The sequence below is a fragment of the Ensifer sp. LC384 genome (assembly GCF_001695865.1).
GTDB lineage: Bacteria > Pseudomonadota > Alphaproteobacteria > Rhizobiales > Rhizobiaceae > Ensifer.
The window spans coordinates 25123-48967 of record NZ_MBST01000027.1; the positions used below are offsets into that span (position 1 = coordinate 25123).

Sequence of the window (23845 nt, forward strand, 5' to 3'; positions counted from 1 at the left end):
TCATGTTGAACCCTCGCTTTCAGGTTTCGAAACATTTGAGATCCGGCCTCTTGAAATTGCGGCCGGCCGTCCGTCCAATCGAGTTCGTTGAGCCGGACCTACTGCGCCACTGTTACCGGCGGCGGTGCCCATGTTCCGTTCTTCAGGCTGTCATCCGGGCCGTAGAGGCGCAGGTTCATGTAGAAGCCGCCCTCCGGCGCCGGCAGCCAGTTGGCCTTCTGGGCCGGGTCGGTAGGCTCGTCGTGCTGAATGTAAATCGTCAGCGAGTCGTCCCCGGCGGTGGTGATGCCCGGCGTTCGGTCACCAATCGAATAGCGCTTGATCGGGTTTTCGATGAAGGAACCGTCGGAGAGGTGGTACATCGATAGCGACCAGAAGGCGCTCACATGGGGCGTCTGGCCCTTCTCGAAGCGGACCGTGTACTTCCTGCTGCCATCGAAGGGCTCACCCTTATCATCGGTGCGACCGTCCATATAGATCGCTTCCTCGGATGCGTTGCCGCCCGTGTACCACTTGGCCCAGGCGGCGCGGAACAGATAGTCCGTGCCCATGATCCCGGACTTCGGGTTCCAGCGCCAGTTGTTGACTGCAACGCCGACAGTCTGGGCATTGACGTCCATGACGTGCAGGGCGAACTGGTAAGCCTTCTTCAGTCCGGTGATTTCCGGTTCAGTCAGGCTCTTGTAATCGTACTCCGTATTGCCGCTCCGGAAGCCGATATAGGCAAGGCTATCGGCCACCACCGCGTCTTGCGCGGGCTTTGGCGGCGTGTGCTTCAGCGCATGAGCGAGCTTGTCGTAGAATTCGAGCCCTTCGGGCAGATCGGCCGGTTTCTCATAGGCGACGCGCTGCGCGGAGTATTCCATGTCCGGCGGCACCTGCTGCTCCGATTTGCCGAAGTGGCTGAGCGGCGTCAGCCTGAGCTTGTCCTGAATCGCGCGAGCGTTTTCAACGTCGTCAGGACCATTTACCCCGATGCGACCCCAGATGGCAAAGTTGTTGTATTCACTGTCGATACGCTTGACGCCGGCCGGCAGTTCGCCCTTCCAGCCGGGACCGACCAGCGCATAGTGGCCAGCTTCGCGCCCGGTTGCACGTGAACCGACATGGCCAAAGGTGTCGCCGTTCACGTCCCAGAGCTGCATCACATAGTAGCGGTCCGGCTCGACCGCCGGCACCGTGAGCACAAGCGGCTCGCGGCTGACATCGCAGAAGGCCTGCGCATAGAGCGTGTCGTTGTTGGGCGTGGCGATCTGCTTGAACTCCGGCCCGCGCAGGTTCCGAACCAGCCCAAACTGGTTGACTTGCGCACGCGGATTGCCGGTCTTCTCTTCGGCATCGACTGGGGTGCGTCCGCGCATCAGATCTTCGAAGAACACGGCCGGGTAGCCCCACATGACCGCGTTCACGCCGAGATGGAAGGCCTGCGCCTCCCGTCCTTGCAATGCCCCAAGTTCCGGCGCCGGCGTGCGTTTGTCGGCTGCGTTCACCGGAGTACTCGGGGCAATGGAGAAGAGGAGGCCGACGAGCAGCCCGGTCGCCATGCCGACGCGCATGCACTTCATGTTCGTTTCTCCCTCGTGTGCCTAAACTGTTGTCGTGCGGAATTTTTCTGCAGACGCCGTTGCCGAATGCTGCTGGCGTCTGCAGGCCTTGTGGCGAGCAGCCAATCAAAGGCCGATGTTCTTCGGCGGATATTTCTTGAAGGTCGCCGCATGCGCCTTCATCTCGGCCGCCAGCGGCGCGAGGAAGGCGTTCAGGCGGTGGCCGACGGGATATTCCTCCTTCGGGTCGATGTAGAGGTTGAAGAGCCAGGGAGCGAGGCCCACGTCGGTGATCGTCGACATGTCGGTCCACAGCCAGTTGCCCTTCAGTTCCACGACCTTCAGGTGGATCTTGTACTCGTACATCCGCATCGCCATCAGGTCGGTCTGCGCCCAGATATAGACCTTCTCGCGGTTGGACTGGCCATCGTCGGCCAGCAGGAACGACGCCTGGTCGATGCCGTCGATATAGCGGTCGGTCGGAATCTTGTCCTTGATGCCGGCGAGCGCCAGCGAGGTGTTGTAGAGGTCCATGAGGTCGAAGAGCCCTTCGCTCTCGCGGCCCGGCTTGATCATCCCCTTCCAGTAGGCGATGCCCGGCACACGCACGCCGCCTTCCCAAGGCGTAGTCTTGGAACCTTTGAACGGCGTGAAGCCGCTGTCGGGCCATTGTCCCATGTCCGGACCATTGTCCGAGGTGACGAAGACGAAGGTGTTCTCGAGCACGCCGGCCTTGTCGAGCGCCTCGACGATTTCGCCGATATAGGCGTCGACCTCGACGACCGCGTCCTTGTAGGGATATTTGCTGCCGCTCTTGCCCTCGAATTCCTTCGAGGCGTGGTTGTCGCCGTGCACCTTCATGAAGGCATGTTCGAGGAAGAACGGCTTGCCGGCCTTGGCAAGATCGGCGATCTTCTTGACCGTGAACTCCTTGACGATGCGGTCGCCCTCGGCGACGTCCTCAATGCTGTCGATCTTCTGCACCTCTTCGGTCGGTCCACCCTTTGTACCGTGCACCAGCGCCTCGCTGCCCCCCTCTGACTGCAGCATCGCCAGCCGCTCCGGGTTGAGCACGAGGTCCGGATAGCGCCGCTTGTCGAAGGCCTGCGACAGCTCCTTCTGCGCCGGGTAGTAGCCATAGAACTCATCGAAGCCGACTTCGTGCGGCCGCATGCCTTCGGCTTCGCCGACGTGCCACTTGCCCGACAGAACGGTGGTGTAGCCGGCATCGCCGAGCAGCTTGGGCAGCGAGATCTCGTCGGCCCAGGGATTTTTGGTGATGTGGTCACCCGCGAGAATCGGGCGCGTGAGGCCCGTCCTTACCGGAAGCCGGCCCGTCAGGATCGCCGAACGCGTCGGCGTGCAGGTGGGCTGCGAATAGGTCGAAGTCAGTTTCAGCCCTGCGGCCGCCAGGCGATCCATGTTCGGGGTCGCCGCGCCGATCATCGCGCCACCGCCATAGGCACCCGGATCGCCATAGCCCATATCGTCGACGACCAGCCAGACGATGTTGGGCCGCTTGCCGATTTGGCTATAGAGCGCATCGAGCTTCTGTTGCGCGGCGGCCTGCTGATCGGCATGCACCAGCGCCGGCTCCATGCTTTCGCTGGTGCGCTCGGCCTTCGACAGCACGGACTGCGCAAGGGTCAGGCTCGGAATCGCTGCAAGCACCGCCGCCTGCAGAGCAAGGGTTCGGAGTTTCTTCAAGTTCACGTCTGTCTCCCGCTTCTGGCTTCAGTTCGAAAATCTTACCTGGACCTGCGCCCACAATCGGGCGCAGGCAAATGTCCATAACGTGCCTTTGGATAAAGTGGTCGCGAGACTAGAGCGTTTCCGGCTTAAACGGAGTCGCTGAAACGCTCTATCTCCTTGTTTCTACGCATTTCCTGACGAAAAACCGCTTCGCACTTTTCCTGGAAATGCTCTAGTTGCTCAGTTCGACCTTGACCGCTCCGATCTTGCCGTCGAATTCGAACGGGCGCTTGTCGAAATAGGCTTGTGAGACCGGCGAACCGAGGTCGGCGCCGACGTCGAAGGATTCGGTCGCGGTGAAGGCCGCCGGCACCGTCCGCGCCACTGTCGTCCTCGCCGCCTCCTTGCCGTCGACGGTGATCACCACTTCGGCAGGACCGGCCGGTTTCGGGATCGAGGTGACGATCTCGATCTGGTGCTTGCCGGCCGGGATCTTCGCCGTCCGCGCCTGATAGTTCTCGATGATCATCATGTTGTATTCGTAGACGAGACGACCGCCCTCCATGTAGACGCTGAGACCGCCGGCCGCGCCGCCAACCGCGTAAAGCACGCCATTGGCGTTTTCGCCGAACTCCGCATCGATCTTGACGCTGTTGCTCTCACGCCCGACACCGGGAGCCGCGAACTCCGGCATGCGGCGCGTTGTCTGGCTGAAGGTCCACTTGTCGTACTCCGACTTGATGCGATCTTCCGGATGCAGGCGCAGCCAGTTGCCCGCGCCGATCGGGAAGTCCTTGTTCTCTTCGGCGACCCCGAGGAAGCGCTTCTTCATTTCCTCGAGCTTCTGCGGGTTCTGCGTAGCCAGGTCCGTTGCCTGCGAGAAATCGGTCCGCAGATCGTAGAGTTGCCACTGGTCCTTGGCCGAATCCCAGTTGGCCACGCGCTTCGCCGATCCGGGCGTATCCCAGGGGATGAATGGCCCGGCAGTACCCGCGAACCAACCGTCGAGATAAAGACCACGGCTACCGTTGTTGTCGAAGAACTGTTCCTTCTTCTGCGGTTGCGCGTCGGCATCGCCGAAGGTGTAGGCCAAGCTCGTGCCGTCGATAGGCATCTGCTCGTAGCCGTTGACCGCTGTCGGCGGCTTGATCTTCAGAATGTCATAGATCGTCGGCGCGATGTCGACGACGTGATGGAACTGGCTGCGGAACTTGCCGTCAGGCTTGATGTGCCCCGGCCAGGAAACAACCATCGGGTTGCGGGTACCGCCGAAATAGGACGCCATCAGCTTCGTACCCTTGAACGGCGTGCCGCCGGCCCAGGCCCAGCCGGCATGGTACATGTTGTCGGTCTTGCCGGTGCCAAGTGTCGGAAGCCCGCCGAGCTTGTTCAGCGCGTCGATCTGCTGTTCGACGGTGTTGGCGATGTTGTTCTGCGCCAGAAGCTCGCTGATCGAGCCCTGCTGGCCCTCCGAGCTCGAACCGTTGTCGCCGAAGATGTAGAAGATCAGCGTGTTGTCCTTGAGGCCACGTTGCTCCATGCCGTCGATGAGCCTGCCGACCTGGGTGTCGGTGTGCTCGACGAACCCGGCGAAGAGTTCCATCAGCCGCTCCTGGAACGGGCGCTGGGCTTCGGGGATGCTGTCCCAGGACGCCATGGTGGGGTCGCGCTCGGTGAGCTTCGTGTCGGCTGGAATGATCCCCTTTTCGAGTTGGCGCTTGTAGGTGCGTTCGCGATAGGCGTCCCAGCCGCCGGCGAACTTGCCCTTGTATTTGTCGGCCCATTCCGGGAACACGTGGTGCGGCCCGTGCACGCCGCCCGGCGCCCAATACATCATGAACGGCTTATCCGGATCGAAGGCACGGCTGTCGTCCAGCCATTTCAGCGCCTTGTCGACCATGTCCTCGGTCAGATGATATTTCGGATCATCGTGCGGCGGCTCGACCGCGTCGTAGTTCTCGGTCAGGCGCGGCTCCCACTGCGAGGTCTCGCCGCCTAAGAAGCCGTAGAAATGCTCAAAGCCATAGGCGTTCGGCCAGCGTTCCTTCGGCCCGATCGAGGTCGTCTCGGTTGCCGGGGTATTGTGCCACTTGCCGAAGGCCGAGGTGTGGTAGCCGTAGTTTTTCAGCACTTCGGCGACTGTGGCCGCCGTCTTCGGGATGACGCCGGTGTAGCCGTCGAAAGCGACGGCGCGTTCGGCGATTGTGCCTGAGCCGACGCGGGTGTGGTTGCGGCCGGTCAGCAGCGAGGCGCGCGTCGGCGAGCAGATCGACGTGGTATTGAACCCGGTAAAGCTGATGCCTTCACCGGCAAGTCGCGTCAGCGTTGGGGTGCGGACCTCGCCGCCGAAAGCCTCGGAGATGCCGAAACCGACGTCATCCAAGAGGACGATCAGGATGTTCGGCGCATTTTCCGGCAGCCGCTGCGGCGCGGTCGGCCATTCCATCGTGGAGTCCTGCAGGCGCGGCTTGGCCACTCCTTTCATCGGTTCTGCCGGAAACGGCAGCACCGATCCGTCAGTCGGCACAGATTGGCCGTAGGCCGGCAGCGCAAGAGCCGCGAGCGACAGGGCCAGGGAGAGAGTGACTGGCCGAAGCGGATGTTTCAGCAACTGTAGCCGCCCTGATTTCAACGAACGTGGCATCGCTTTTCTCCTTGGAAAATTCGGTTCGAAACCTTCACACCTTGCCCCCGACACCCGGGTCGGGGACACCACATCATTTCGGCACCCGCCCTGGCTATGCTCAACCGCTCGCAAGCATCCGGCTGCGGGCAGCGATCGACCGTCGGGAGACAACTCCACAATGGCAAAATCGCAGCTGACGGCCGTCTCTCCACGAGACGCGTTTCACTCGCTTGGCGTGCCTCCGACTAGAAAGAGAAGTTAACCGAAAGGCTCATAACATCGTTCTCAAACCGGCGTTTGGCGGCAAATTCGTGCGCGTATTTCAGCTTGAAGTTCACCGGCGTTTCGTCAAATTTCGTGCTGTAGGTCAGGATGGGTCCGATGCCGAAAACACGGGCCTTCAAACTGTCCGCGCCAACCGTCGCCTTGAAGGAATCGGCACCCGCGCCGCTGTCCTCGCCGATTTGTTGGGACATGTAGCCGGCAACGCCGAATGCAAAGCCGCTCGGCAGATGCTGGAGCACCGCCCCTTCGAGATTGAGGATCGGTGCCGTCCGCCAATCGGTTGCGCTGTTCTCGAATGGAAATTCAAGGCTCATGGCGCCTGAGAATTCAAGGCCGTCGCTGGGGTCGAGATAGGTAGCGCTGACAACCGGCATGATCGTCAGCCGGTTCTTGCCGAAATTCAGGAAATCGTCGATCTCCGGCGGCGGTCCCAAATCGACGGTCGCGGAGTTGTACTTGCCCCAGGGAAGGAAGAAGGAAACACCGGCGCTGTAGTGGAAGTTTCCGGCGTGCCAGCCGATCACCGAGGTCAGGATGGGATCGCTGAAGCCGATGTTTTCGTCCTCCACCGCGCCGGAAAACTGCCCGACGGCGCCGGAGGCGTTGACAGTCCCGGAGCCGGCCGGGACCGAAAGCACAAAACCAGGCGTTCCACCGAAGATTTCGACGTCAAAGAAATGGGCGATATCGAGCCGATAAAGGTAAATGTCGACTTCCGGGCTGGCGACCGCAACACCACCGAGACTGAGCGTCGGCGCGTCGCCATGCCAATAGAAGAAGTTGTTCGTGACGATGGTACTGCCCGGCTTGCCTACCGCCCCGGCAAACGTATCCCGACTACCGAGCAGGTAGGCGCTTGTTCCCCCTTCGAGGGCATTCGCCGAACCGGCGGACACGGCTAGCACGGCGGCAGCACTTAAACAGATTCTGCTTTGCATCAATTTCCTCACTCCATCCTGCCGAAACCGCGACCGGATCACTTCGTTGCGAACAGGAATTTCACTGTCGCGCGTATCGTATCGCTGGGCGCCACCTGGCTGTCGGCGAAGTTATGTTCGTATTGCAGGCTGAACTGAACCGGCTGGTCGCCAAACTTCTGTAATTTGGAGAGCTGAATGCCGAGCGGAAGGCTGGAAAAACGGCCGTCCTCCCAGTCGTAGGCGATCTGCATCTCGGAAAAGCCGACCGACCAGCCGCCGCCGAGCTTGTGGCTCAGGATCGGCTGGAACGTACTGACGTTGACATCGGCCTGGCCCAGCGCCTGATCGCCGCCGATATGGAACAGGTTCTGATTGAAGAGGCCAACCAGCAGATCATCGGAGACGGGCGCGGTGAAGCCGAGCGCGGGACCGAGCGCCCACTGGTCGGCGCCTCGATGGGCACCGCCTGTCGGCAGCAGCGCGACTGCGCCGACGCCCCAGCGTCCCCAACTCTCGTTGAAGACCATCAGGTCGAAGATCGTGATGTCGCCAAGGCCGGGCTCCAGGGCCGGATGATCGGTGATGATCGGCGCGGTGATTCTGAAAATGTTGTCGATCCCGCCAAGCTCGAAGGGGATCGCGGCACGCAGCGCGATGACGTTGTCGCTGTCGTCAAGGTGGTGATAGGTCGGTGCGTACCAGTCGGCCAATTGCAGCGACATGATCGACGCCGTCGGGTCATTCGCCGCCTGGTCGAGCGACTGAGTGCCTGAAGCATCCTGCGCGAGGGCCGCTTCAACTGGCGACAGCAAAGTCGCAATCGCCGCCAGCATCAGCCCAAATCGGCGCGACCGCGTGCGGTCGTACCCCGCCGAGCCGCGAACCAGAAGTGTTGTGGGTGTTCTTGCAGCCATGCCGTCCCGTCTCGCATTGCCTCATCTCTCGCCAGGATAGCGTCAATTTTGGAAGACAACTGCCCAAAGCTGTGCAATTCATCTGGAATTCCAATGGCAGATTGAGCACCGATGACCGCCGCCGGGACTGGATCGCCCAATTCTGCTTTCATCTGCCGTTGAAAGTCGACGCAACTGTCCAGGTTTCGGGAAGGTTTACTTGATGAACATCCAACGTCGCGCAAACGGCACCGTGTCTGGAAAGCACCTGATGGCGAACGGCTCAGAGAACAAATTCCTGCGAGGGACCGACTGGCTGAAAAGCACGCCGACATCGTTCCAGGATGCGGTGCTGGCAAGGGGATATTTGGCGTCGTTCGCGCCGGGCAAGGTCGTCTATGACATCGGCGATCCGCCTGGCAGCATGATGGGCGTCGTTTCCGGTCACGTTGCGGTGTCGACAGTGACGCGCGACGGCCTGGCAAGGTTATCGCACATTCTGCGGCCCGGTGACTGGTTTGGAGCGGCGGCGGTCCTCACGCGGGAGCCCCGGCGGATACGCGTGTTGGCACAGGTTCCCTTGCAGATGTTTGTGCTGCCGCTGCGCGAAGTCGATGCGATCATCAGCGATCCCTCGATGAGAAGCGATGCATGGCGTCACTTCGCGCGGCTCATCGTCAGTAACCAGGATGTCGCTGTCGGCGCTGCCCGGGACCTGCTCATCCGGGACTCCGATATCCGATGCTTTGCCGTCCTGTTGCGTCTGGGAGGATATCGACGTGGCAAGGGCCTCGTCGAGAGCGAACCCGAACTCGACCTGGCGCAGGAGGAACTGGCGCATCTCGCCAACCTGTCCAGGAACGCCATCGGGACAATCCTTCGCGAACTCGAGCGAACGAAGGTCATCGAAATCGCCTACAAACGGCTCAAGCTTCTGAAGCCTTTGGCCCTGGTCCAACGGGTGAATGAATATGAGCAGAACCACCATTGAACATGAAGGACACGAAACAAGCCCCCGCACCCTGGCGCGTGTTGGCGCTGCTGTTCTTTGCCAACCTTCTAAACATCTTCGACCGCGCCATCCCGGCCATCGTCGCGGAGCCCATACGTCATGAATGGAACCTAACCGACTTCGAGTTTGGAAGCGTCATTGCGACCTTTACGGTGGTCTTCGCAGCCGTCGCGGTGCCCCTGGGACGGCTGGCCGACGTCAGATCGCGAAAGATGATCATCGGCTGCGGTTTGATCGTCTGGAGTATCTTTACCGCGCTTGGCGCTGCCTCCTGGAATTTTGCGTCCTTTGTGGCGACCCGTATCGGCGTTGCCATCGGCGAAGCAAGCTGCGTACCGGCCGCGAGTTCCCTGATCGGCGATCTCTTTCCTGCCAACAGGCGCTCCCGAGCGATCGGAACCTTTGCCCTCGGCGTGCCCGTCGGGCTCCTGCTCGCCTTTTCCGTCGTTGGGGCGATCACCAGCGCCTTCGGCTCCTAGCGTTCGCCCTTCGTCATCGCTCTGGCCCCGGGGCTCCTATTGGCCGCCCTGATCCTCAATATCCGCGAACCGGAGCGCGGCGCCGCAGAAACGGTCCGGATCGCCCCGGCGGCTGCCACCGGAAATTCCATCCGCAAGATCACCGGAATAACGACGCTGCGATGGATCGTCTTGGCCGGCATCACCAGCAACTTCGCGGCCTACGGGACGAACACGTTCCTGGTGCCGCTGCTGCAACGCTATTTTGCCTTGCCGCTTGCGACGGCTGGTATTTCGGCCGGGGTGATTGTGGGGCTCACCGGGCTTGTGGGCCTCACCCTCGGCGGCGGGATCGCCGATCGCCTGCATGAACGCACAGAGCGCGGCCGGCTGCTGATGGGCAGCGTGTGCCTTGCCTTCGCTGCGTGTGCGACGTGGTGTGGCCTGCTGCTTGGCCCCGAACAGCCCGAGCTGTTCGTGTTGGTGTTCGGTCTTGGATGGCTTGCCCAATACGCACTCCAGGTCTGTGCATTTCCGGCGATGCACGATGTCGTTGCGCCGCGCGATCGGGCCACCGCGATGGCCATATACGTCGCCGCATCATCGCTCATGGGTGGCGCTTGCGGGCCGGTGCTGATGGGCTTGCTCTCCGACAGTTATGCCCTGCGGGCGATGGCGGAAGCGGGCGGGACCGAGATGGCCGAGCAGTTCAGGGCAATCGGTCTGCATCGCGCCATGATACTCGTCCCGGTGTCTCTGCTCGCGGCGGCGGCCGCTCTTTGGCTTGCGGCGCGAAGCTTTCCTGCCGACGCGCGGGCGAGGATCGCAGCAAGCATTGCGTGCGTCTGCAATGAAGGCGAGCGATCCGCCGGCTGACTTTTGAGCCTGCCGCACGTGCCAAAACGATGCAGGACGACGCGCAATATCGCCTTTCTTCATGGCATTGAAGAATGAATGCAACCGCAAGATAGATTGCCCACTCTTGTGCAATCTATCTTCTGCGATCCTGCTACATTGAACCCGGCTGACCTTTGAGCAAGGCAAATCGCTGAGCCTGATCTTACGTCACGCTTATGTGTCCAACGCCGATGGCGAGAGTGGAGAGGCTATGTCTGTCAGTCTTTATTCCCAGCGTGTGCAACCAGCCGTATCGAATACCCTTGCATTGACCGGCAAACTGATGCTGGCGACAGCCATTGCCTTTGCGCCAAGCTTGTCGTCCCCATTTGGCACGACCGCGTTTGCGCAGGAGCAGGCCGCTGGCGCATCCGGCACGGCGGAAGCGCCGCCCCAGCCGCTCAGCGAAGAAGAGCTCGAGATTCTGGTCGCCCGCATCGCGCTTTACCCGGACGAACTCGTCGCACTCGTCACCTCGGCCTCTCTTTATCCGCTGCAGATCGTCGAAGCGGCACGCTTCCTCGAACAGCAGAAGGCGAACAAGGATCTGAAGCCCAAGGACAGTTGGGATGGCAGCATCATCTCGCTTTTGAACTATCCCGAGATCGTCAAGATGATGAGCGACGATCTCGACTGGACGCAGTCGCTCGGCGACGCGCTCGCCTATCAGCAGAAGGACGTGCTGGTCGCGATCCAGCAGTTGCGCGACAAGGCCGTTGCCGACGGCGTCATCAAATCCGACGACAAGATCACGGTAACGCAGGACAACGACAATGTGGTGATCCAGGCGGCCAATCCGGAAAAGATCTACGTGCCGCAGTATGAACCGGAGATGCTCTATGTTCCGGGCTACGCGCCCGCGCCGATCGCTTACTATCCCGACCCCTATCCGAACTACTACTACCCGACCGCGACCTTCTTCGCCGGCTTCGTCACCGGCGCCGTTTTCGGCGCCGTCGTCGACTGGGATGACTGGGGTGTTTGGGGCGGTCGCTGGAATGGCGACGATATCGATATCGATTGCAACCGCTGCTTCAATGATGTCGACATCAACGGCAAGGTGAACTTCAACGACGTCGATTGGAAGAATGTCGACCGCAACAAGATCAGCTTCGACAAGAACCAGTTCGCCAAGATCGACCGCACCTCGATCAGGAACGATTTCAAGTCCGTGAAAGACAACAACATCGCCAACCGGGCGAAAACGGTGCGCACCGATCACATCGGCTCGGTCAGGAACCAGGCCAACAGGATCTCGGTCGATGACGTGCGCAAGAGCAAGGTCGAGGCGCGACAGCAGATCGATTCCGGTCGGAACAAAGGCGCCGCCGGCAACAGAAAACCCGCCGACGCGGTGAAATCCAGGCCTGCCGTCGGCAACAAGGTCAGCAATGTCAAGCCGAGTGCCAAGATCGATCGCCAGATCAGCAGGCCGAAGCCCGGCGGCAAGATCGAGCGACCCGGCGGAAACAAGCCGTCGGCGCTCGGGCGGGTGCAAAGCGGCAAGGCGACGCAGGTTCATTCGAACCGGGGCGCCCAGGCGCTCGGCGGCGGTCACCGCGGCGGCGGCAAGCCGCACCGCGAGATCAAGCGCGGCGGCGGTCGCCACAGATGAGCTGGATGGAGAGAACGAACATGACCAAGAACATTCGCAACGTGCTTCTGACTTCGCTCGCCGGCTCCATTCTTTGCGGTGCATCGCTTGCGGTCGCCTGGGCGCAGGACGTCGCCACGTCGGCGGAGAGCCCGCTCGCAGAGTATGCTGCCCCCGTCGATCCGCCGGTGTTCGACACTGCAGAACAGGCAATCGAGGCGTTCAAGACCACCGTCGCGGCGGGAGACTTCGACAAGCTTGCAGACCTGCTCGGCCTCGACGTCGCCAAGGCAAAGGCCAGCGACGGCGTGATGGAGACCTTCGCCGACATTCAGGCTGGCGTGAAGGAAAAGATCGTCGTCGAGGACGTGGAGAGCCGCAAGATCCTGGAAATCGGCAACGCGCTGTGGCCGCTGCCCTTCCCGATCGCCAAGGGCGACGACGGCAAATGGGCCTTCGACACCTATACAGGCCTTGAAGAGATCGCCAATCGCCGCGTTGGCGAAAATGAACTTCAGGCGATCGCGACCGTCGGCGCCTATGCCGATGCCCAACAGGAATATGCGCTGCAGGACCACGACGGCGACGGCGTGCTGGAATATGCCCAGAAGCTGATCAGCAGCGATGGCGCGATGGACGGCCTCTTTTGGCCCTCGAGCCCCGGCGGTCCGGAAAGCCCGGCCGGCGCCGCACTCGCGGACGGCGCCGCCGTCGCCAAGGCCAGGGCTGGAAAAGGCTATTTCGGCTATCATTACCGCGTGCTCACCAGCCAGGGCGAGAACATCGCCGGCGGCAAATACGACTACGTGATCAACGGCAACATGATTGCCGGCTTCGCTCTCGTCGCTTGGCCGGTGAAATACGGAGTAACCGGCGTTCACACCTTCGTCGTCAACCGCAACGGCATCGTCTATCAGGCTGATCTCGGCGATCAGACACAAAGCGTCGCCGAAGGCATCCACCAGTTCAACCCGAACGACAACTGGCAGATCGTTGAGGATTGACGCCCATGAGTACTGAGGCCCCCGCTGACGGAGCAACCGGCAACGACGCGCGCGCCACTGCGCTTGCAGCGCGGCAGGCGAAGATTGCCGAGTTTCTCGCGTCTCGCGGCGGGCCGTTTTACGAGCTTCAGTCCCGGCTGCGGCTGTTGCACGAAAATGCGCTGCAATCCGGCAAGCGAGCGATACTGTTTGTGGCGCTTGCCTGGGGTGTTCCGTTCCTGTTGGGGTTGCCGCGAAGTTTTTCGCTCGACCACGGTCAGGGCGGCTACCTGACCGATCCGGGGGTCTGGGCAAAGTTCTTCGTCGCGGTCGCCGCCTTCGTGCTCGCGGAGCAACAGGTTGAGCGCGGCCTGCGCATCAAGCTCGCGCAACTCGTGCGCGCGCCACTGATCGCACCGACTTCGCTCCCCCGGGCCGCCGATACGATCGCGTCGGCGTTGCGGCAACGGGACTCTCGAACGGCCGAGGTGGTTTGCCTGGGTCTGGCGCTTGCTGCCGCACTGTTTTCCTACGGCAACCTCCACACCGCACAAGCCTCTTCCTGGGCCGTCCTGCATGGGCCGGATGGCAACACGATCACGGCGGCGGGGTGGTGGACGATTTGCATCAGCCTGCCTCTCTTCGTGTTTCTGCTGCTGCGCGGCATCTGGCGGCATTTTGTCGGGGCGCAATTGTTGCGCAAGATCGCCAAACTGGAACTCCGCCTCGTCGCGGCGCATCCCGACGGCAAGGGCGGCCTTGGTTTTCTCGCGCAGTATCCGAACGCCTATATGTTCTTCGTCTTCGGCATGAGTTCGGCAATCGCAGCGGCTGTCGCCAAGCATCTGCTGCAGGAGAGCCTCTCGATGACGACGTTCAGCATGATCATGGGCGGCTGGCTGGCTATCGTGCTTGCGCTGTTTGCCTATCCGCTATCGGCCTTTTCGCAGCCACTCGCACGCCTCAAGGAAACCGGCCTGCTGATGCTTGGCACCCAGGCCACGCGGTTTCATCGCGCGGCGGAGCGAAAGGTGCTGGGACGCAATGTGCTTACGGACGCAACCCCCGAGCCGGAAGAAGACATTGCCGACCCGACAAAACTGTTCGAAACGACACGCAAGCTCTCATCGATGCTGGTCAGCCGGACGGCAGTTGTGCCGGTGGCAGCCGCCGCTCTCATTCCGTTTGCCGTCGCCGGTGCGACGAAGCTACCCTTCAAGGAGGTCTTTTCGGTCCTGAAGAAGCTCTTGCTGCTGTGATGACGTCTGCGCTCGCCCACTGCGTGGTTTGAACACGAGTGTGCTCCAGTGTCGACCACGAAACGACGGCTTCGAGCGACTCATCGGTACGAGCATTCCCACCGAATGCCTACGGGGTCTACGACATGAGCGGCAGCGTCTGTGAATGGACGTCGGACTTCTGGACGACACGTCATCCCGACGCCGCCGCCAAGCCCTGCTGCATTCCTCGCAACCGGAAATCGATACGACGACGAGCCATATCGGCTTCCGGTGCATTCGGCGATCGGCCGGTACGTCGCCTTAGAACCGGAACATGCAAGGCGCTTAATTCGGGGCACCGTCCGCCTGGCTGCCGCTCGCCAGAGTTTCATCCAGCTTCGGCTTTTTCCTATGCGGCGTCGGCTGTTCGAGAATTTTCACCGGCGCGCTAATGGTGACCGCTGCGACCGTGCCAACATTCTTGGCCGCGCCGGCGACGACGGCTGTGATGCCATCGCCGAGCGAGACGTCCGAATCGGTCAGCGTCTGACCCTTCACGAGGCGCTGACCGATCAGTTGGACGATCTGCGGGCTCTCGGCGAATTTGCCATGATGCAGGCTGTCTTCCGTCTTGACCTTGGTGAGGTCGATCGCCGTGATGCCGGCGCGTTCGAGCTGCGTGCGATAGGGTTCCGCCGACGGGTCAATCGCTCCCAGGCGCGAGACATCGCCGGAGATAAGACTGGAGACAGCCAAGGCGCGGTCGTCCTGCGATACGAAAATCGTGAATTTCGGCCGCTTCTTGCCCATGTCCACCCATTGTTTGGCGAAGACGTCGAGGTCGATATCGGGCGAGGCGAGAATGACATTCTGGATCTTCGGCGCGATGCGCCCGTCGCGAATGCCCATTTGCCGCAGCGATTCCATCGTCAGCCACGTTCCCATCGAATGGGCGAGGATGGTCACGTCCTTCACATCCGGCGCATTCGCCAGGGTGCGCAAGGTGTTTTCGAGCGCGGTCCTCGAGTAGTTGGTGCTTTCCTTGTCGTAGTTGTAGGCGAGCACGCTGGCGCGGGACGGCCAGGTAAACAGGATCGGCGTCGTCTGCGCACCGGAATCATGCACGATCTGCGCCAGCCGGAAGACCGAGTCCTCATAGCGGTTGTTGAAGCCGTGCACGAACAGCAACACGTGGCCGTCGACCGTGTGCTGACGGAACCACCCATGGGCCGCCGCCGGCGAGGGCACTTCGCTCACACGCGTCACGGCGAAGTCGGTCTCCGGATTCGGCGGCAGCCGTCGCGGCCATTGCACGGTGCCGGGCTCACGGCGCTGTGGGATCGACACCGCCACGTCGGTCAGGTGCGGCGTCGCGCTGCGCTCGCCGGAAAACAGGGTCGCCGGATCGCCGGAAGGCTCGCGTGTCGTTGCCACCAGCATATCAACCTCGGACGTGGTGCCGGGTTTCGCCAGCGCCACTGGCGTCATGACGCCTTTCGGTTGTCCACCGCAGCCGGCCAGAACGAAGAGCAAGGCCAATGCTCCTCCCCGTCTTGCAACTCGGAAGGCTTCTTTGCGCGGCGTCCTGTTAAACATTCACATCTTTCCGGGAAACAAGATCGAAACACGGCGCCACTTGAGCGCGGTCATATGAAGGGTTGATGACGATGTATCTTGCATTGAGCAACGATCAATCCCCCCGTGGAGACCGAGCTATATTTCTCACCGGCATTTGCGTGGCAACATCTTTCTTCAACAAACCTCCGTTTTCTTTCGACGGGGGCCAGTTTCTCTTCCCCATCTCATGCTCAAGAACAATTTCCCCTACCTTTGCCCGGTTGACTGGGGCGAATGCCCCCTGCCACCATTGCGAACAATGGTTGTTGTGGGGGCAATAGCATTGCACGCCGTCCCTATCATCGCCGGCGATGGGCTCGCTTCTGGATCTATGCCTGTTGCACGGATTGGCCGGCGCGTGCTGTGGAGCTGGGCGCGATCGGCGCCGATTTGTCAGCCCGGCGCAGGTGCGAGGACCTCAGTTGTAGCGCGTTTCGCCATCGGCTGGCCGCTACGGCGCGACGAAATATACTGCCTTGGCATGTGCGTCATCTGGAGGGTCGCAACCGTGAATTGCCCAACCGTGCGCAATTGGCCCTCCGCAAGACTGCTATTTTGTGTCGGCTGCCGACTCGACAAAGGATGGTAACTGTGGGGAATTCGACCATGTTTCTGTGTGCTCCGACGTCAAGGGCCTTGCTCGTTGGTTTGTGCCTCTTCGGCAGCGCCGTGCCTGCCGTTGCGGCGAACTGTGACGCCAATGGCGGCCTTGCCTACCTGGGCAACATCAGAGATGGATCGAACTCCGTGTGGCTTTCCGGCACGTCTGCCGGGTCGTTCAGCCTCGAAGCCGCGCAAGGCAGTCAGACCGTCGACACCTGGTCCAAGACACGCCGTGGCCTTCACCTGTCACTCTCGCCCTTTGTCTCGAGCGGCAACGGCGGCACCCACAAGCTCTACAGCATGGGCGACAACAAGCCCTGTCTGCTCGACACACAGAACCAGAAACGCGATTTTAGGCTCCCTCCCCTGGCCGGCAACCCGGCTGTCGTCCTGCCGGGCCGCGTCGTTCCGCCGATCGGCATCCTGTTTCCCGATTTCGCGCCGCCGATCGGAACATTGCCCGGCGGGGTGGTGCCACCAATCGGATCGCTGCCGGGCGGCGTGACCCCGCCCATCGGGACGTTGCCGGGCGGTGTAACGCCACCGATCGGCACACTGCCCGGCGGCGTGACCCCGCCCATCGGGACGTTGCCGGGTGGCGTAACGCCACCGATCGGCACGCTGCCAGGCGGCGTGACCCCACCGATCGGCACGCTGCCAGGCGGCGTGACCCCACCCATCGGGACGTTGCCCGGCGGCGTGACCCCGCCCATCGGGACGTTGCCGGGAGGCGTGACGCCACCGATCGGCACACTGCCAGGCGGCGTGACCCCACCCATCGGGACGCTGCCGGGAGGCGTAACGCCACCCATTGGCACGCTCCCTGGGCCCGGGGTGGTAATGCCACCACCAATCATCATTGTCAGGCCGGGGACGGAATTGAGTGCCGCGCACAGGGGCGCTCGGACGGCGGCTGGCCAACCAGTCTACTATTGTGTCGATCCGCGATCATCGGCGCCCGACGGCAAGCCGAGGACCGACGAACTGCCGGTCTGTTCGCAGGAGATCCTGAGCGCCTACGAGCAACAGCGTCAGGCGCTGGCAAACCAGGTGCCACTGACCGAGGGCCGTCAGTTCGGCCAGCAAGCGCTGTGGAATTTCCGGATGGGAGGCCGTGCTCTTGGCATCTCGGACGAGCGCTATGGCCTCGACCTCGACACCAACCTCCAGAATGTGACGTTCTCGCTCGACCGCCGGTTCAGCGAAAATGTCGTCGCCGGCATTACATTCTCGTTGGAAACCAGCGACAGCGACGGTTTCGGTGGCGACCTGAAGGTGGATACCGACGGCTTCAGCGTTGGGCCCTATGTTGCCGTTCGGCTTTCACCGCAGTGGGCTGTGGATACGTCGTTGACCTACGGGCACTACAACAATGACATGGAATTGAGCGTCCTCGACGGCAGCTACGATACCGATCGGTACTCGGCTCAACTGAACCTGCACGGCCAATACAAGGTCGACGAATACTTCATCCGGCCGAAGGCGACGGTCTCCTTCTCCCACATCGTCAATGATGCCTATGATCTCAACGGGGATATTCTGAGCCTGCCGGTCAGCGTCGAACTGCCGGAGGAGAGCTTCAACTACGGCTATCTGGAAGCAACGACCGAGGTCAGCCGCGTCATGGAAACGCCCGACGGCACGCCGTTCATGGCTTTCGCGGAGGTCGGTGCCAAGTACGAGTTCGAGAGACCGAATGACGGGCGGATACTCACTGGCGATCTTTCACTCGCCACGCCTTCGCCGTGGTCCTTCTCGCTGCGGTCCGGCGTCCGTATGCTGCTATCCGAGGCGCTGCAACTGGAAGCGAGCGCCGGCTACCTGAGTTTTGGCCAGAACGACCTCGACGTGTGGGACGGCAAGATCGAACTTTCTGTCAGCTTCTGACCTCGGGCGGCAACCGGGATAGGCGGCATGCGCCGGAACGGGGCCGGCGCGCACCTCGAAATCGGGGACGCTGTAGTCCGTGAGCGACGGCGTTTGGCAATCGCCGCATTGGCCTGAAGCGCCTTCGCCTCCGTGATGCAGGACTACCTCGCCCGACTCCCCACCCGGAAGCGGGACAGGTCTGCGGACGCGATGGTCCGCGACATCCAGCGGGAGTTCCTCAACTCCGAGAGGTGGTTGTCCATGACGGTTCCGAAGGTCACCGACCGAGGCGTGACCTCGATGGTCACGGCAATAAAGAGCAAGCGCGCGAGGCGACTGATTGCCCGCAAGTTCAAGGGGGATAAATGATGCAAAAGACGACACCTCAATGACACCATCGTCGCCAAGCTGCCTTTCGCGGCATCGGCGGAAGATCGCTACGAGATCAAAGATGCCTCCATCGAGAACCTTGTGATCCGCATCGGCTCCAGGAGCAAGACCTTCACCCTGCTGGCCCGCTTCGGCGCATCGCCGAACCCCTCGCGGCGTCCAATCGGCAAGTTTCCAACCGTCTCGACGGCGGAGGCGCGCGCGATAGCTGACCACTGGAACGAGCAGGTCCGCCTCGGCGTCGATCCGGCTATCGAGGAGGCCAGAAGGCGGGACGAGGAGGTTCTTCGCCGCAGAAGCACTTTTGCCTCCGTCATGGAGGATTACATAGCCTACTGCCGACCCCGGAACGGAACAGAACCACAGAAAGGGTGGTCGGCGACATCCGGCGGAACCTTCCCAACCCCAATCGTAACCCCTGGATGTTGAAGCCCATCTCGGATGTCACCGACGCCGATGTGAGCTTCTTGATAACAGCGATGAAAAGCAGGGGTGCAAAGAGGCAGGCACGGGAGTGCCTGAAGCGCCTGCGAACCTTCTTCGAATGGGCGATGCTTCCGCACCGACGCGATGTCATTGGGCTCAAGGGCAATCCTATTGCCACCCTTACGCCGACGCGGATGGTTCTTCCGAACACCACCCGGTCGAGGCATTTCGGCTTTCTTGAAATAAAAGCCTACACAACAGTGGCAGCGCGCACACCGTACCCGTACGGGCCGTTCGCCCGTGCGCTGATCCAGCTTGGGCAGCGGCAGGGAACGTTGCCCTCGCACTTCTCGATTCTGACGACGACCTGGCGGCTGACGCCGGCAAGCGCCGCCAGCTCCCCCTGGCTCAGTCCCAGCAGGGCGCGGCCGGCCCTGAGGGCGGTCATCATCTCGTGTGTGGTGTCCATGAATCCTTGGAAAGGATTGGCACACCGTTGTCAACAATTGCGAGCAAGGATTCATTTCTGGGGCGATTCGAAACGGACCTGGCTTCCGGACGACCGGTTGGGGATAGCTCGACTTTGTGCAATCCATTCGATGCCAGACCATTACGTGTGGTTGAGCGCTCGCATTTTTTTCTACCGCAGGATTCATAAGACTCTCCTATGGTCCGTGGCATGTTAAGCGGGGCTGAGGTCACGCAACGACGCTCCAGGCCAATTTGAGCTGCTAAGCTCACAGTTTTACCCATCGCCTGTTCTTAAATCGGCTCTGAGTTAAGGAAACATATCGTAGAAAAGCGCGAGATCAGACCCTTTGAAAAAGAGCCCCGCTCGAAGGCGGGGCAGGTGCGCATCCCCAGCTTGAAGGATGCGAGGGAATCTGGGGCTTCTGCGAAGGCGTCCACCTGGGCGAGCGAAGCGCCGCCGAGAGGTTGCCTTGCCTATCCATGAGCCGGCGCTTCCAACACTAGGCAGCCGACACCTCCTGTTGAAGGAGCGCCGACCGCTTGCCGCGATGAAGGTCCGCTGCGAAGGTGCAGGCCGCCGTATGTCCCGGCGAAAGCACGTGGGCTGGCGGCAACGCCTTGGCGCAATCGTCGACCGCAAGTGGGCAGCGGGTTCGGAATCGGCAGCCGGAGGGCGGGTTGGTCGGGCTCGGCACCTCTCCGATCATCAACGGCCCTCGGCGGTTCTTTTCGATCCGTGGATCCACCTCGGGCGCCGAAGCCAAGAGCATCTGCGAATAGGGATGGCTCGGGCGGTCGTAAAGCTCCTGCGACGGACCATGCTCGACGATCTTGCCGAGATACATGACGTAGACGCGCGATGCCGCCTGCCGCACCAGGGCAAGATCGTGGGCAATGAACAGGCACGCGACGCCGAGATCCTTCTGCAGCCGCAGGAAGAGGTTCATCACCTGCGCACGGATCGAAAGATCGAGCGCGCTCACCGGTTCATCGCAGATCAACACCCGCGGGTTCACGGCGAGCGATCGCGCAATCGCCACGCGCTGACGCTGGCCGCCCGAAAGCTCGCGCGTGTGACGCTCCCTGACCACGGAGGCGAGGCCCACCTGATCCAGCAATTCCTTCGTGCGACGATCGCGCTCCTCGGGTGACCGGGTGCCGGCGATCACCAGCGCTTCGTCGAGCGCTTCGCCCACCGTCTGGCGGTCGTTGAGGGACGAATAGGGATCCTGGAAGACGTACTGCAGCGCCCGGCGGCTGTCGCGCAGGGCGGCTCCGGACAGAGTGGTGAGGTCGACACCGTCGAGCAGCACGCGGCCGCTCGTCGCCTTCTCGAGCCCGACGATGGTGCGGCCGAGGGTCGACTTGCCGCAGCCGGATTCGCCGACCAGGCCGACGATCTCGCCCGGATAGAGCTCGATCGAGACATCGTCGACGGCATGCACATACTTGCCCCGCTGAACGCTCTTGAAGCGCGTCTGGAGGTTTTCGACTTTGAGAACGGGTGCTTGTGTCATGCGGCAGCCTTTCCTTGATTGACGACGGGGCAAGCCACGAGAACGGCGCTGTCGTCCGACCGGACGAGCGGTGGGCGGCTGTTGCCGCATGCCGGGACGGCCAACTCGCAGCGCGGCGCAAGGGCACAGCCCCTGATCGGCGCACCAAGCGTCGGCGGGATGCCGGGAAGCCCACGGAACTCCGAACCGATCGGGTCCTCCCGCCTCGGGATCGCGTTGATCAGGCCCCTGGTGTAGGGGTGACGTGGACTGACCAGAACCTTGTCCACCGGGCCGCATTCGGCGGCACGCGCCGCATACATGACGACGATGTTGTCGGCAGCACCCGCGACCACGCCCATGTCGTGCGTGATCAGCACCATCGCCATGTTCAGCCGACGCTGGACGTCCTTCAGCAGCCGCAGGATCTGCGCCTGAACCGTGACATCGAGCGCGGTCGTCGGCTCGTCGGCGATCAGGAGCTTCGGCTCGCCGGCAAGCGCAATGGCAATGACGATGCGTTGTCTCAGACCGCCGGAGAGCTCATGCGGGTATTGCCGAAGCCGTGCCGCGGGATCGGAGATGCCGACGAGTTTCACGAGTTCCAGCGCGCGCGCTTCCGCTGCCCGCGGCGTCATGTTCAGATGCAGTTCTGCCATCTCGGCAATCTGCCGACCGATCCGGCGCACCGGGTTGAGCGCGCTCATCGGGTCCTGGAAGATGAAGCCGACAGACTTGCCGCGCAGCTTCTGGATTTCGGACTCGGGCAGGCCGATCAGTTCGCGCCCCTCGAGCTTGACGGAGCCGGACAGCATCGTCGTCACGCCGGTTGGCATCAGGCCGAGCGGCGCGAAGTTCATCACCGTCTTGCCACTGCCGCTTTCGCCGACGATGGCGAGACATTCGCCCTGTCGGACCGAATAGCTGACACCGTCGACGGGACGGACCGCCGATTTCGCGGTCAGCAAGTTGACCGTGAGGTTGCTGACATCAAGGAGCGGTTGGTCATGCATCGGAACTCTCCTTGCTCCAGCTTGCGACCTCGGCGCGACGCATCGCGAGCATGCGCCGGGTCAGCGGTTTCGGAATACGGTTGAGCGCGATCGACTCGCCAAGCGTGTTGAAGCCGATGACGGCCATGGTGAGAGCAAAGCCCGGCAGCAGAACCTGACGCGGGTCGGATTCGAGATAGGGCAGCGCATCAACCAGCATCTGCCCCCATTCCGGTGTCGGCGGCTGGATGCCGAGGCCGAGGAAGCTCAAGGTCGCGACCGCGAGTGCGGCCGTGCCGGCATCCGCCGTCGCGTAGACCATCACCGAACCGATGGTGCCCGGCAGAAGGTGGCCGAAGTAAATGCGCCAGGGGCTGGCACCGAGCACCCGCAGAGCCTCGATATGCGGCTTGCTCATGATGCTGACGGCGACCGCCCGGCTGATGCGGCCGCTCATCGGCCACCAGGCAAGCGCCAGCGCCAGCACCATCGTCCAGTACCCGGGACCCACAATGCCGATAACCGCCAGCGAGATGATCAGGCTCGGCACGGATAGGCCGACATCGACGACGCGCATCAGGAGGTCGTCGACCCAACCCCGATGATAGCCGGCGATCGTTCCGAGCAGGATGCCGATGGTCATGGCGACCCCAAGAACCGAACCGACGCTAACAAGCGAGGTGTTCGCTGCGATGATCAAGCGGCTGAAGGTGTCGCGTCCGAGGTGGTCGGTTCCAAGCCAATGGGCGGCGGACGGACCAAGCCCCGCGTCCAGCAGGTTCTGGGCGCTCGGATCCTGTGGCGCCAACCAGGGCGCGAAGGTTCCGAGGGCAACGAAGAGGCCGATGGTGATCAGTGCCGCGCGCGGCATCTTGTTCAATCGGGCCAGGATGGGATTGAGCATGTTCATGATCAGCTCCATTGGCGACGGATGCGCGGATCGGTCAGCAGGACTGCCAGATCGACGATGAGGTTCACCACGATGAAGAAAGTGAGGAAAATGAGCAGGCACGCCTGCACCACCATGAAATCGCGGAAGCGAACGCCGGCGAGGAAGTAGTCGCCCACACCCTGCCAGGCGAACAGCGGCTCGACGATGATGGCGGTCGCCGTCATCAGGCCGACCTGGGTGCCGAGCGCGTTGATGAAGATGGGCGTGATGTTGGGTAGCGCCTCGCGGAAGAGGATGGCGGTGCGGCCGAGGCCCTTGCTCTTTGCGGTCAGAACGAAGGGGCTGGTCATCGCTTCTTCCAGTCCCACCCGCACGACGCGACTGAGAACGGCTGCCGGCAGAACCGCGATGGTGAGCCATGGCAGGATCCAGCTCTTCGGGCCGTCGAAACCGAACGATGGCAGGAGCTGGAAGGTAACGGAGAAGGCGTAGATCATCAGCGCACCGACGAAGAAGGTCGGGGTCGATGCGCCAAGGAGCGCCAGACCGCGCGAAACGCGGTCCGGCAATTTGTAGGGCCAGAAGGCACCGAGGAACCCAAGCGCCAGACTGATGAGGGTGGCGATCACCGCCGAGCCCGCAATCAGCGTTCCGGTCACGAGCATCCGGTTTGCGAGATCCGCACTGACGTCCTGACCAGTTCGGTAAGAGATGCCGAAATCTCCGCGAACGGCATCCCCCAGCCAATCCACGTAGCGCATCAGCAGTGGCTTATTCAGTCCTATCTCTTCTTCAACTTGTTCAACATAACCGGGTGTGGCGACGGCTCCCCGCAGTTCGGCAATCAGGACGGCAACATTGCCAGGCGCCGACACGACGAGAGTGAAGCAAACCACGGACGCCATGAACAACAGGACCAGGGAATGCTTCAGCCGCTTGCTGATGAAGTGGATCAAGGTACCCTC

The 23845-nt window shown here is 62.1% G+C and carries 18 protein-coding genes and 1 pseudogene; 8 read left to right on the top strand and 11 right to left on the bottom strand.

Translation table 11 applies throughout. The features are described 5' to 3' along the window. Window positions 1–98: 98 nt before the first annotated feature. From BC363_RS20515 to BC363_RS20535, 5 genes are all read right to left on the bottom strand, one after another. Window positions 99–1565 carry a DUF1254 domain-containing protein gene (locus BC363_RS20515; protein WP_065784168.1) on the bottom strand — a complete coding sequence of 489 codons (1467 nt, stop codon included), beginning with the start codon at window positions 1563–1565 and terminating at the stop codon, window positions 99–101. A gap of 105 nt (window positions 1566–1670) precedes the next feature. Continuing rightward, window positions 1671–3257, bottom strand: coding sequence for an arylsulfatase (locus BC363_RS20520; protein ID WP_244519927.1), 1587 nt, complete (start codon window positions 3255–3257; stop codon window positions 1671–1673). Window positions 3258–3468: 211 nt separating this feature from the next. After that, complete coding sequence (locus BC363_RS20525; protein WP_065784169.1) at window positions 3469–5880, bottom strand: arylsulfatase; 2412 nt, start codon at window positions 5878–5880, stop codon at window positions 3469–3471. A 227-nt stretch (window positions 5881–6107) separates the two neighbouring features. Then, window positions 6108–7085 carry a transporter gene (locus BC363_RS20530; RefSeq protein WP_083223535.1) on the bottom strand — a complete coding sequence of 326 codons (978 nt, stop codon included), beginning with the start codon at window positions 7083–7085 and terminating at the stop codon, window positions 6108–6110. Window positions 7086–7123: 38 nt separating this feature from the next. Then, window positions 7124–7981 carry a hypothetical protein gene (locus BC363_RS20535; protein WP_202618593.1) on the bottom strand — a complete coding sequence of 286 codons (858 nt, stop codon included), beginning with the start codon at window positions 7979–7981 and terminating at the stop codon, window positions 7124–7126. Window positions 7982–8327: 346 nt separating this feature from the next. Between BC363_RS20535 and BC363_RS20540 the strand changes: the two genes are divergently transcribed. The 7 genes and pseudogenes from BC363_RS20540 to BC363_RS33660 all read left to right on the top strand — a co-directional run. Further along, window positions 8328–8951 (top strand): Crp/Fnr family transcriptional regulator, encoded by a 624-nt coding sequence (locus tag BC363_RS20540; protein ID WP_161952482.1) that lies wholly within the window; start codon window positions 8328–8330, stop codon window positions 8949–8951. A 2-nt stretch (window positions 8952–8953) separates the two neighbouring features. Beyond that, window positions 8954–9451 (top strand): MFS transporter, encoded by a 498-nt coding sequence (locus BC363_RS36380; protein WP_202618594.1) that lies wholly within the window; start codon window positions 8954–8956, stop codon window positions 9449–9451. Window positions 9452–9490: 39 nt separating this feature from the next. Beyond that, the gene (locus BC363_RS36385; RefSeq protein WP_202618595.1) at window positions 9491–10306 is read left to right on the top strand and encodes an MFS transporter; all 816 of its coding nucleotides are present in this window, start codon (window positions 9491–9493) and stop codon (window positions 10304–10306) included. Window positions 10307–10610: 304 nt separating this feature from the next. Beyond that, on the top strand, window positions 10611–11942 hold the full coding sequence (locus tag BC363_RS20550) for a DUF3300 domain-containing protein (protein WP_065784201.1): 1332 nt from the start codon (window positions 10611–10613) through the stop codon (window positions 11940–11942). 20 nt (window positions 11943–11962) lie between these two features. Beyond that, window positions 11963–12925: a DUF2950 family protein gene (locus tag BC363_RS20555; protein ID WP_065784173.1), complete on the top strand. Its 963-nt coding sequence runs from the start codon at window positions 11963–11965 to the stop codon at window positions 12923–12925. A gap of 5 nt (window positions 12926–12930) precedes the next feature. After that, on the top strand, window positions 12931–14163 hold the full coding sequence (locus BC363_RS20560; RefSeq protein ID WP_065784174.1) for a hypothetical protein: 1233 nt from the start codon (window positions 12931–12933) through the stop codon (window positions 14161–14163). 80 nt (window positions 14164–14243) lie between these two features. Next, window positions 14244–14449 (top strand): annotated as a pseudogene (locus tag BC363_RS33660) (SUMF1/EgtB/PvdO family nonheme iron enzyme); the annotation flags it as partial. Between the two features lie 20 nt (window positions 14450–14469). On the opposite strand, the gene BC363_RS20565 reads toward BC363_RS33660, so the two are convergent. After that, on the bottom strand, window positions 14470–15720 hold the full coding sequence (locus tag BC363_RS20565) for an alpha/beta hydrolase (RefSeq protein ID WP_065784175.1): 1251 nt from the start codon (window positions 15718–15720) through the stop codon (window positions 14470–14472). 627 nt (window positions 15721–16347) lie between these two features. Here BC363_RS20565 and BC363_RS20570 point away from each other — a divergent pair. After that, the gene (locus BC363_RS20570) at window positions 16348–18231 is read left to right on the top strand and encodes an autotransporter domain-containing protein (protein WP_065784176.1); all 1884 of its coding nucleotides are present in this window, start codon (window positions 16348–16350) and stop codon (window positions 18229–18231) included. A 1048-nt stretch (window positions 18232–19279) separates the two neighbouring features. On the opposite strand, the gene BC363_RS36240 is transcribed toward BC363_RS20570, so the two are convergent. The 5 genes from BC363_RS36240 to BC363_RS20605 all read right to left on the bottom strand — a co-directional run bounded on the left by BC363_RS36240 (window position 19280) and on the right by BC363_RS20605 (window position 23836). Beyond that, complete coding sequence (locus tag BC363_RS36240) at window positions 19280–19498, bottom strand: helix-turn-helix domain-containing protein (protein ID WP_348272170.1); 219 nt, start codon at window positions 19496–19498, stop codon at window positions 19280–19282. A gap of 502 nt (window positions 19499–20000) precedes the next feature. Further along, on the bottom strand, window positions 20001–21017 hold the full coding sequence (locus BC363_RS20590; protein WP_065784180.1) for an ABC transporter ATP-binding protein: 1017 nt from the start codon (window positions 21015–21017) through the stop codon (window positions 20001–20003). After that, on the bottom strand, window positions 21014–22009 hold the full coding sequence (locus tag BC363_RS20595; protein WP_065784181.1) for an ABC transporter ATP-binding protein: 996 nt from the start codon (window positions 22007–22009) through the stop codon (window positions 21014–21016). The genes BC363_RS20590 and BC363_RS20595 overlap by 4 nt, the downstream gene beginning before the upstream one ends. Beyond that, window positions 22002–22910 (bottom strand): ABC transporter permease, encoded by a 909-nt coding sequence (locus BC363_RS20600; RefSeq protein ID WP_065784182.1) that lies wholly within the window; start codon window positions 22908–22910, stop codon window positions 22002–22004. The genes BC363_RS20595 and BC363_RS20600 overlap by 8 nt, the downstream gene beginning before the upstream one ends. Beyond that, the gene (locus BC363_RS20605) at window positions 22901–23836 is read right to left on the bottom strand and encodes an ABC transporter permease (RefSeq protein ID WP_065784183.1); all 936 of its coding nucleotides are present in this window, start codon (window positions 23834–23836) and stop codon (window positions 22901–22903) included. Before BC363_RS20605 ends, BC363_RS20600 begins: the two co-directional genes overlap by 10 nt. Between the last annotated feature and the right edge of the window lie 9 nt (window positions 23837–23845).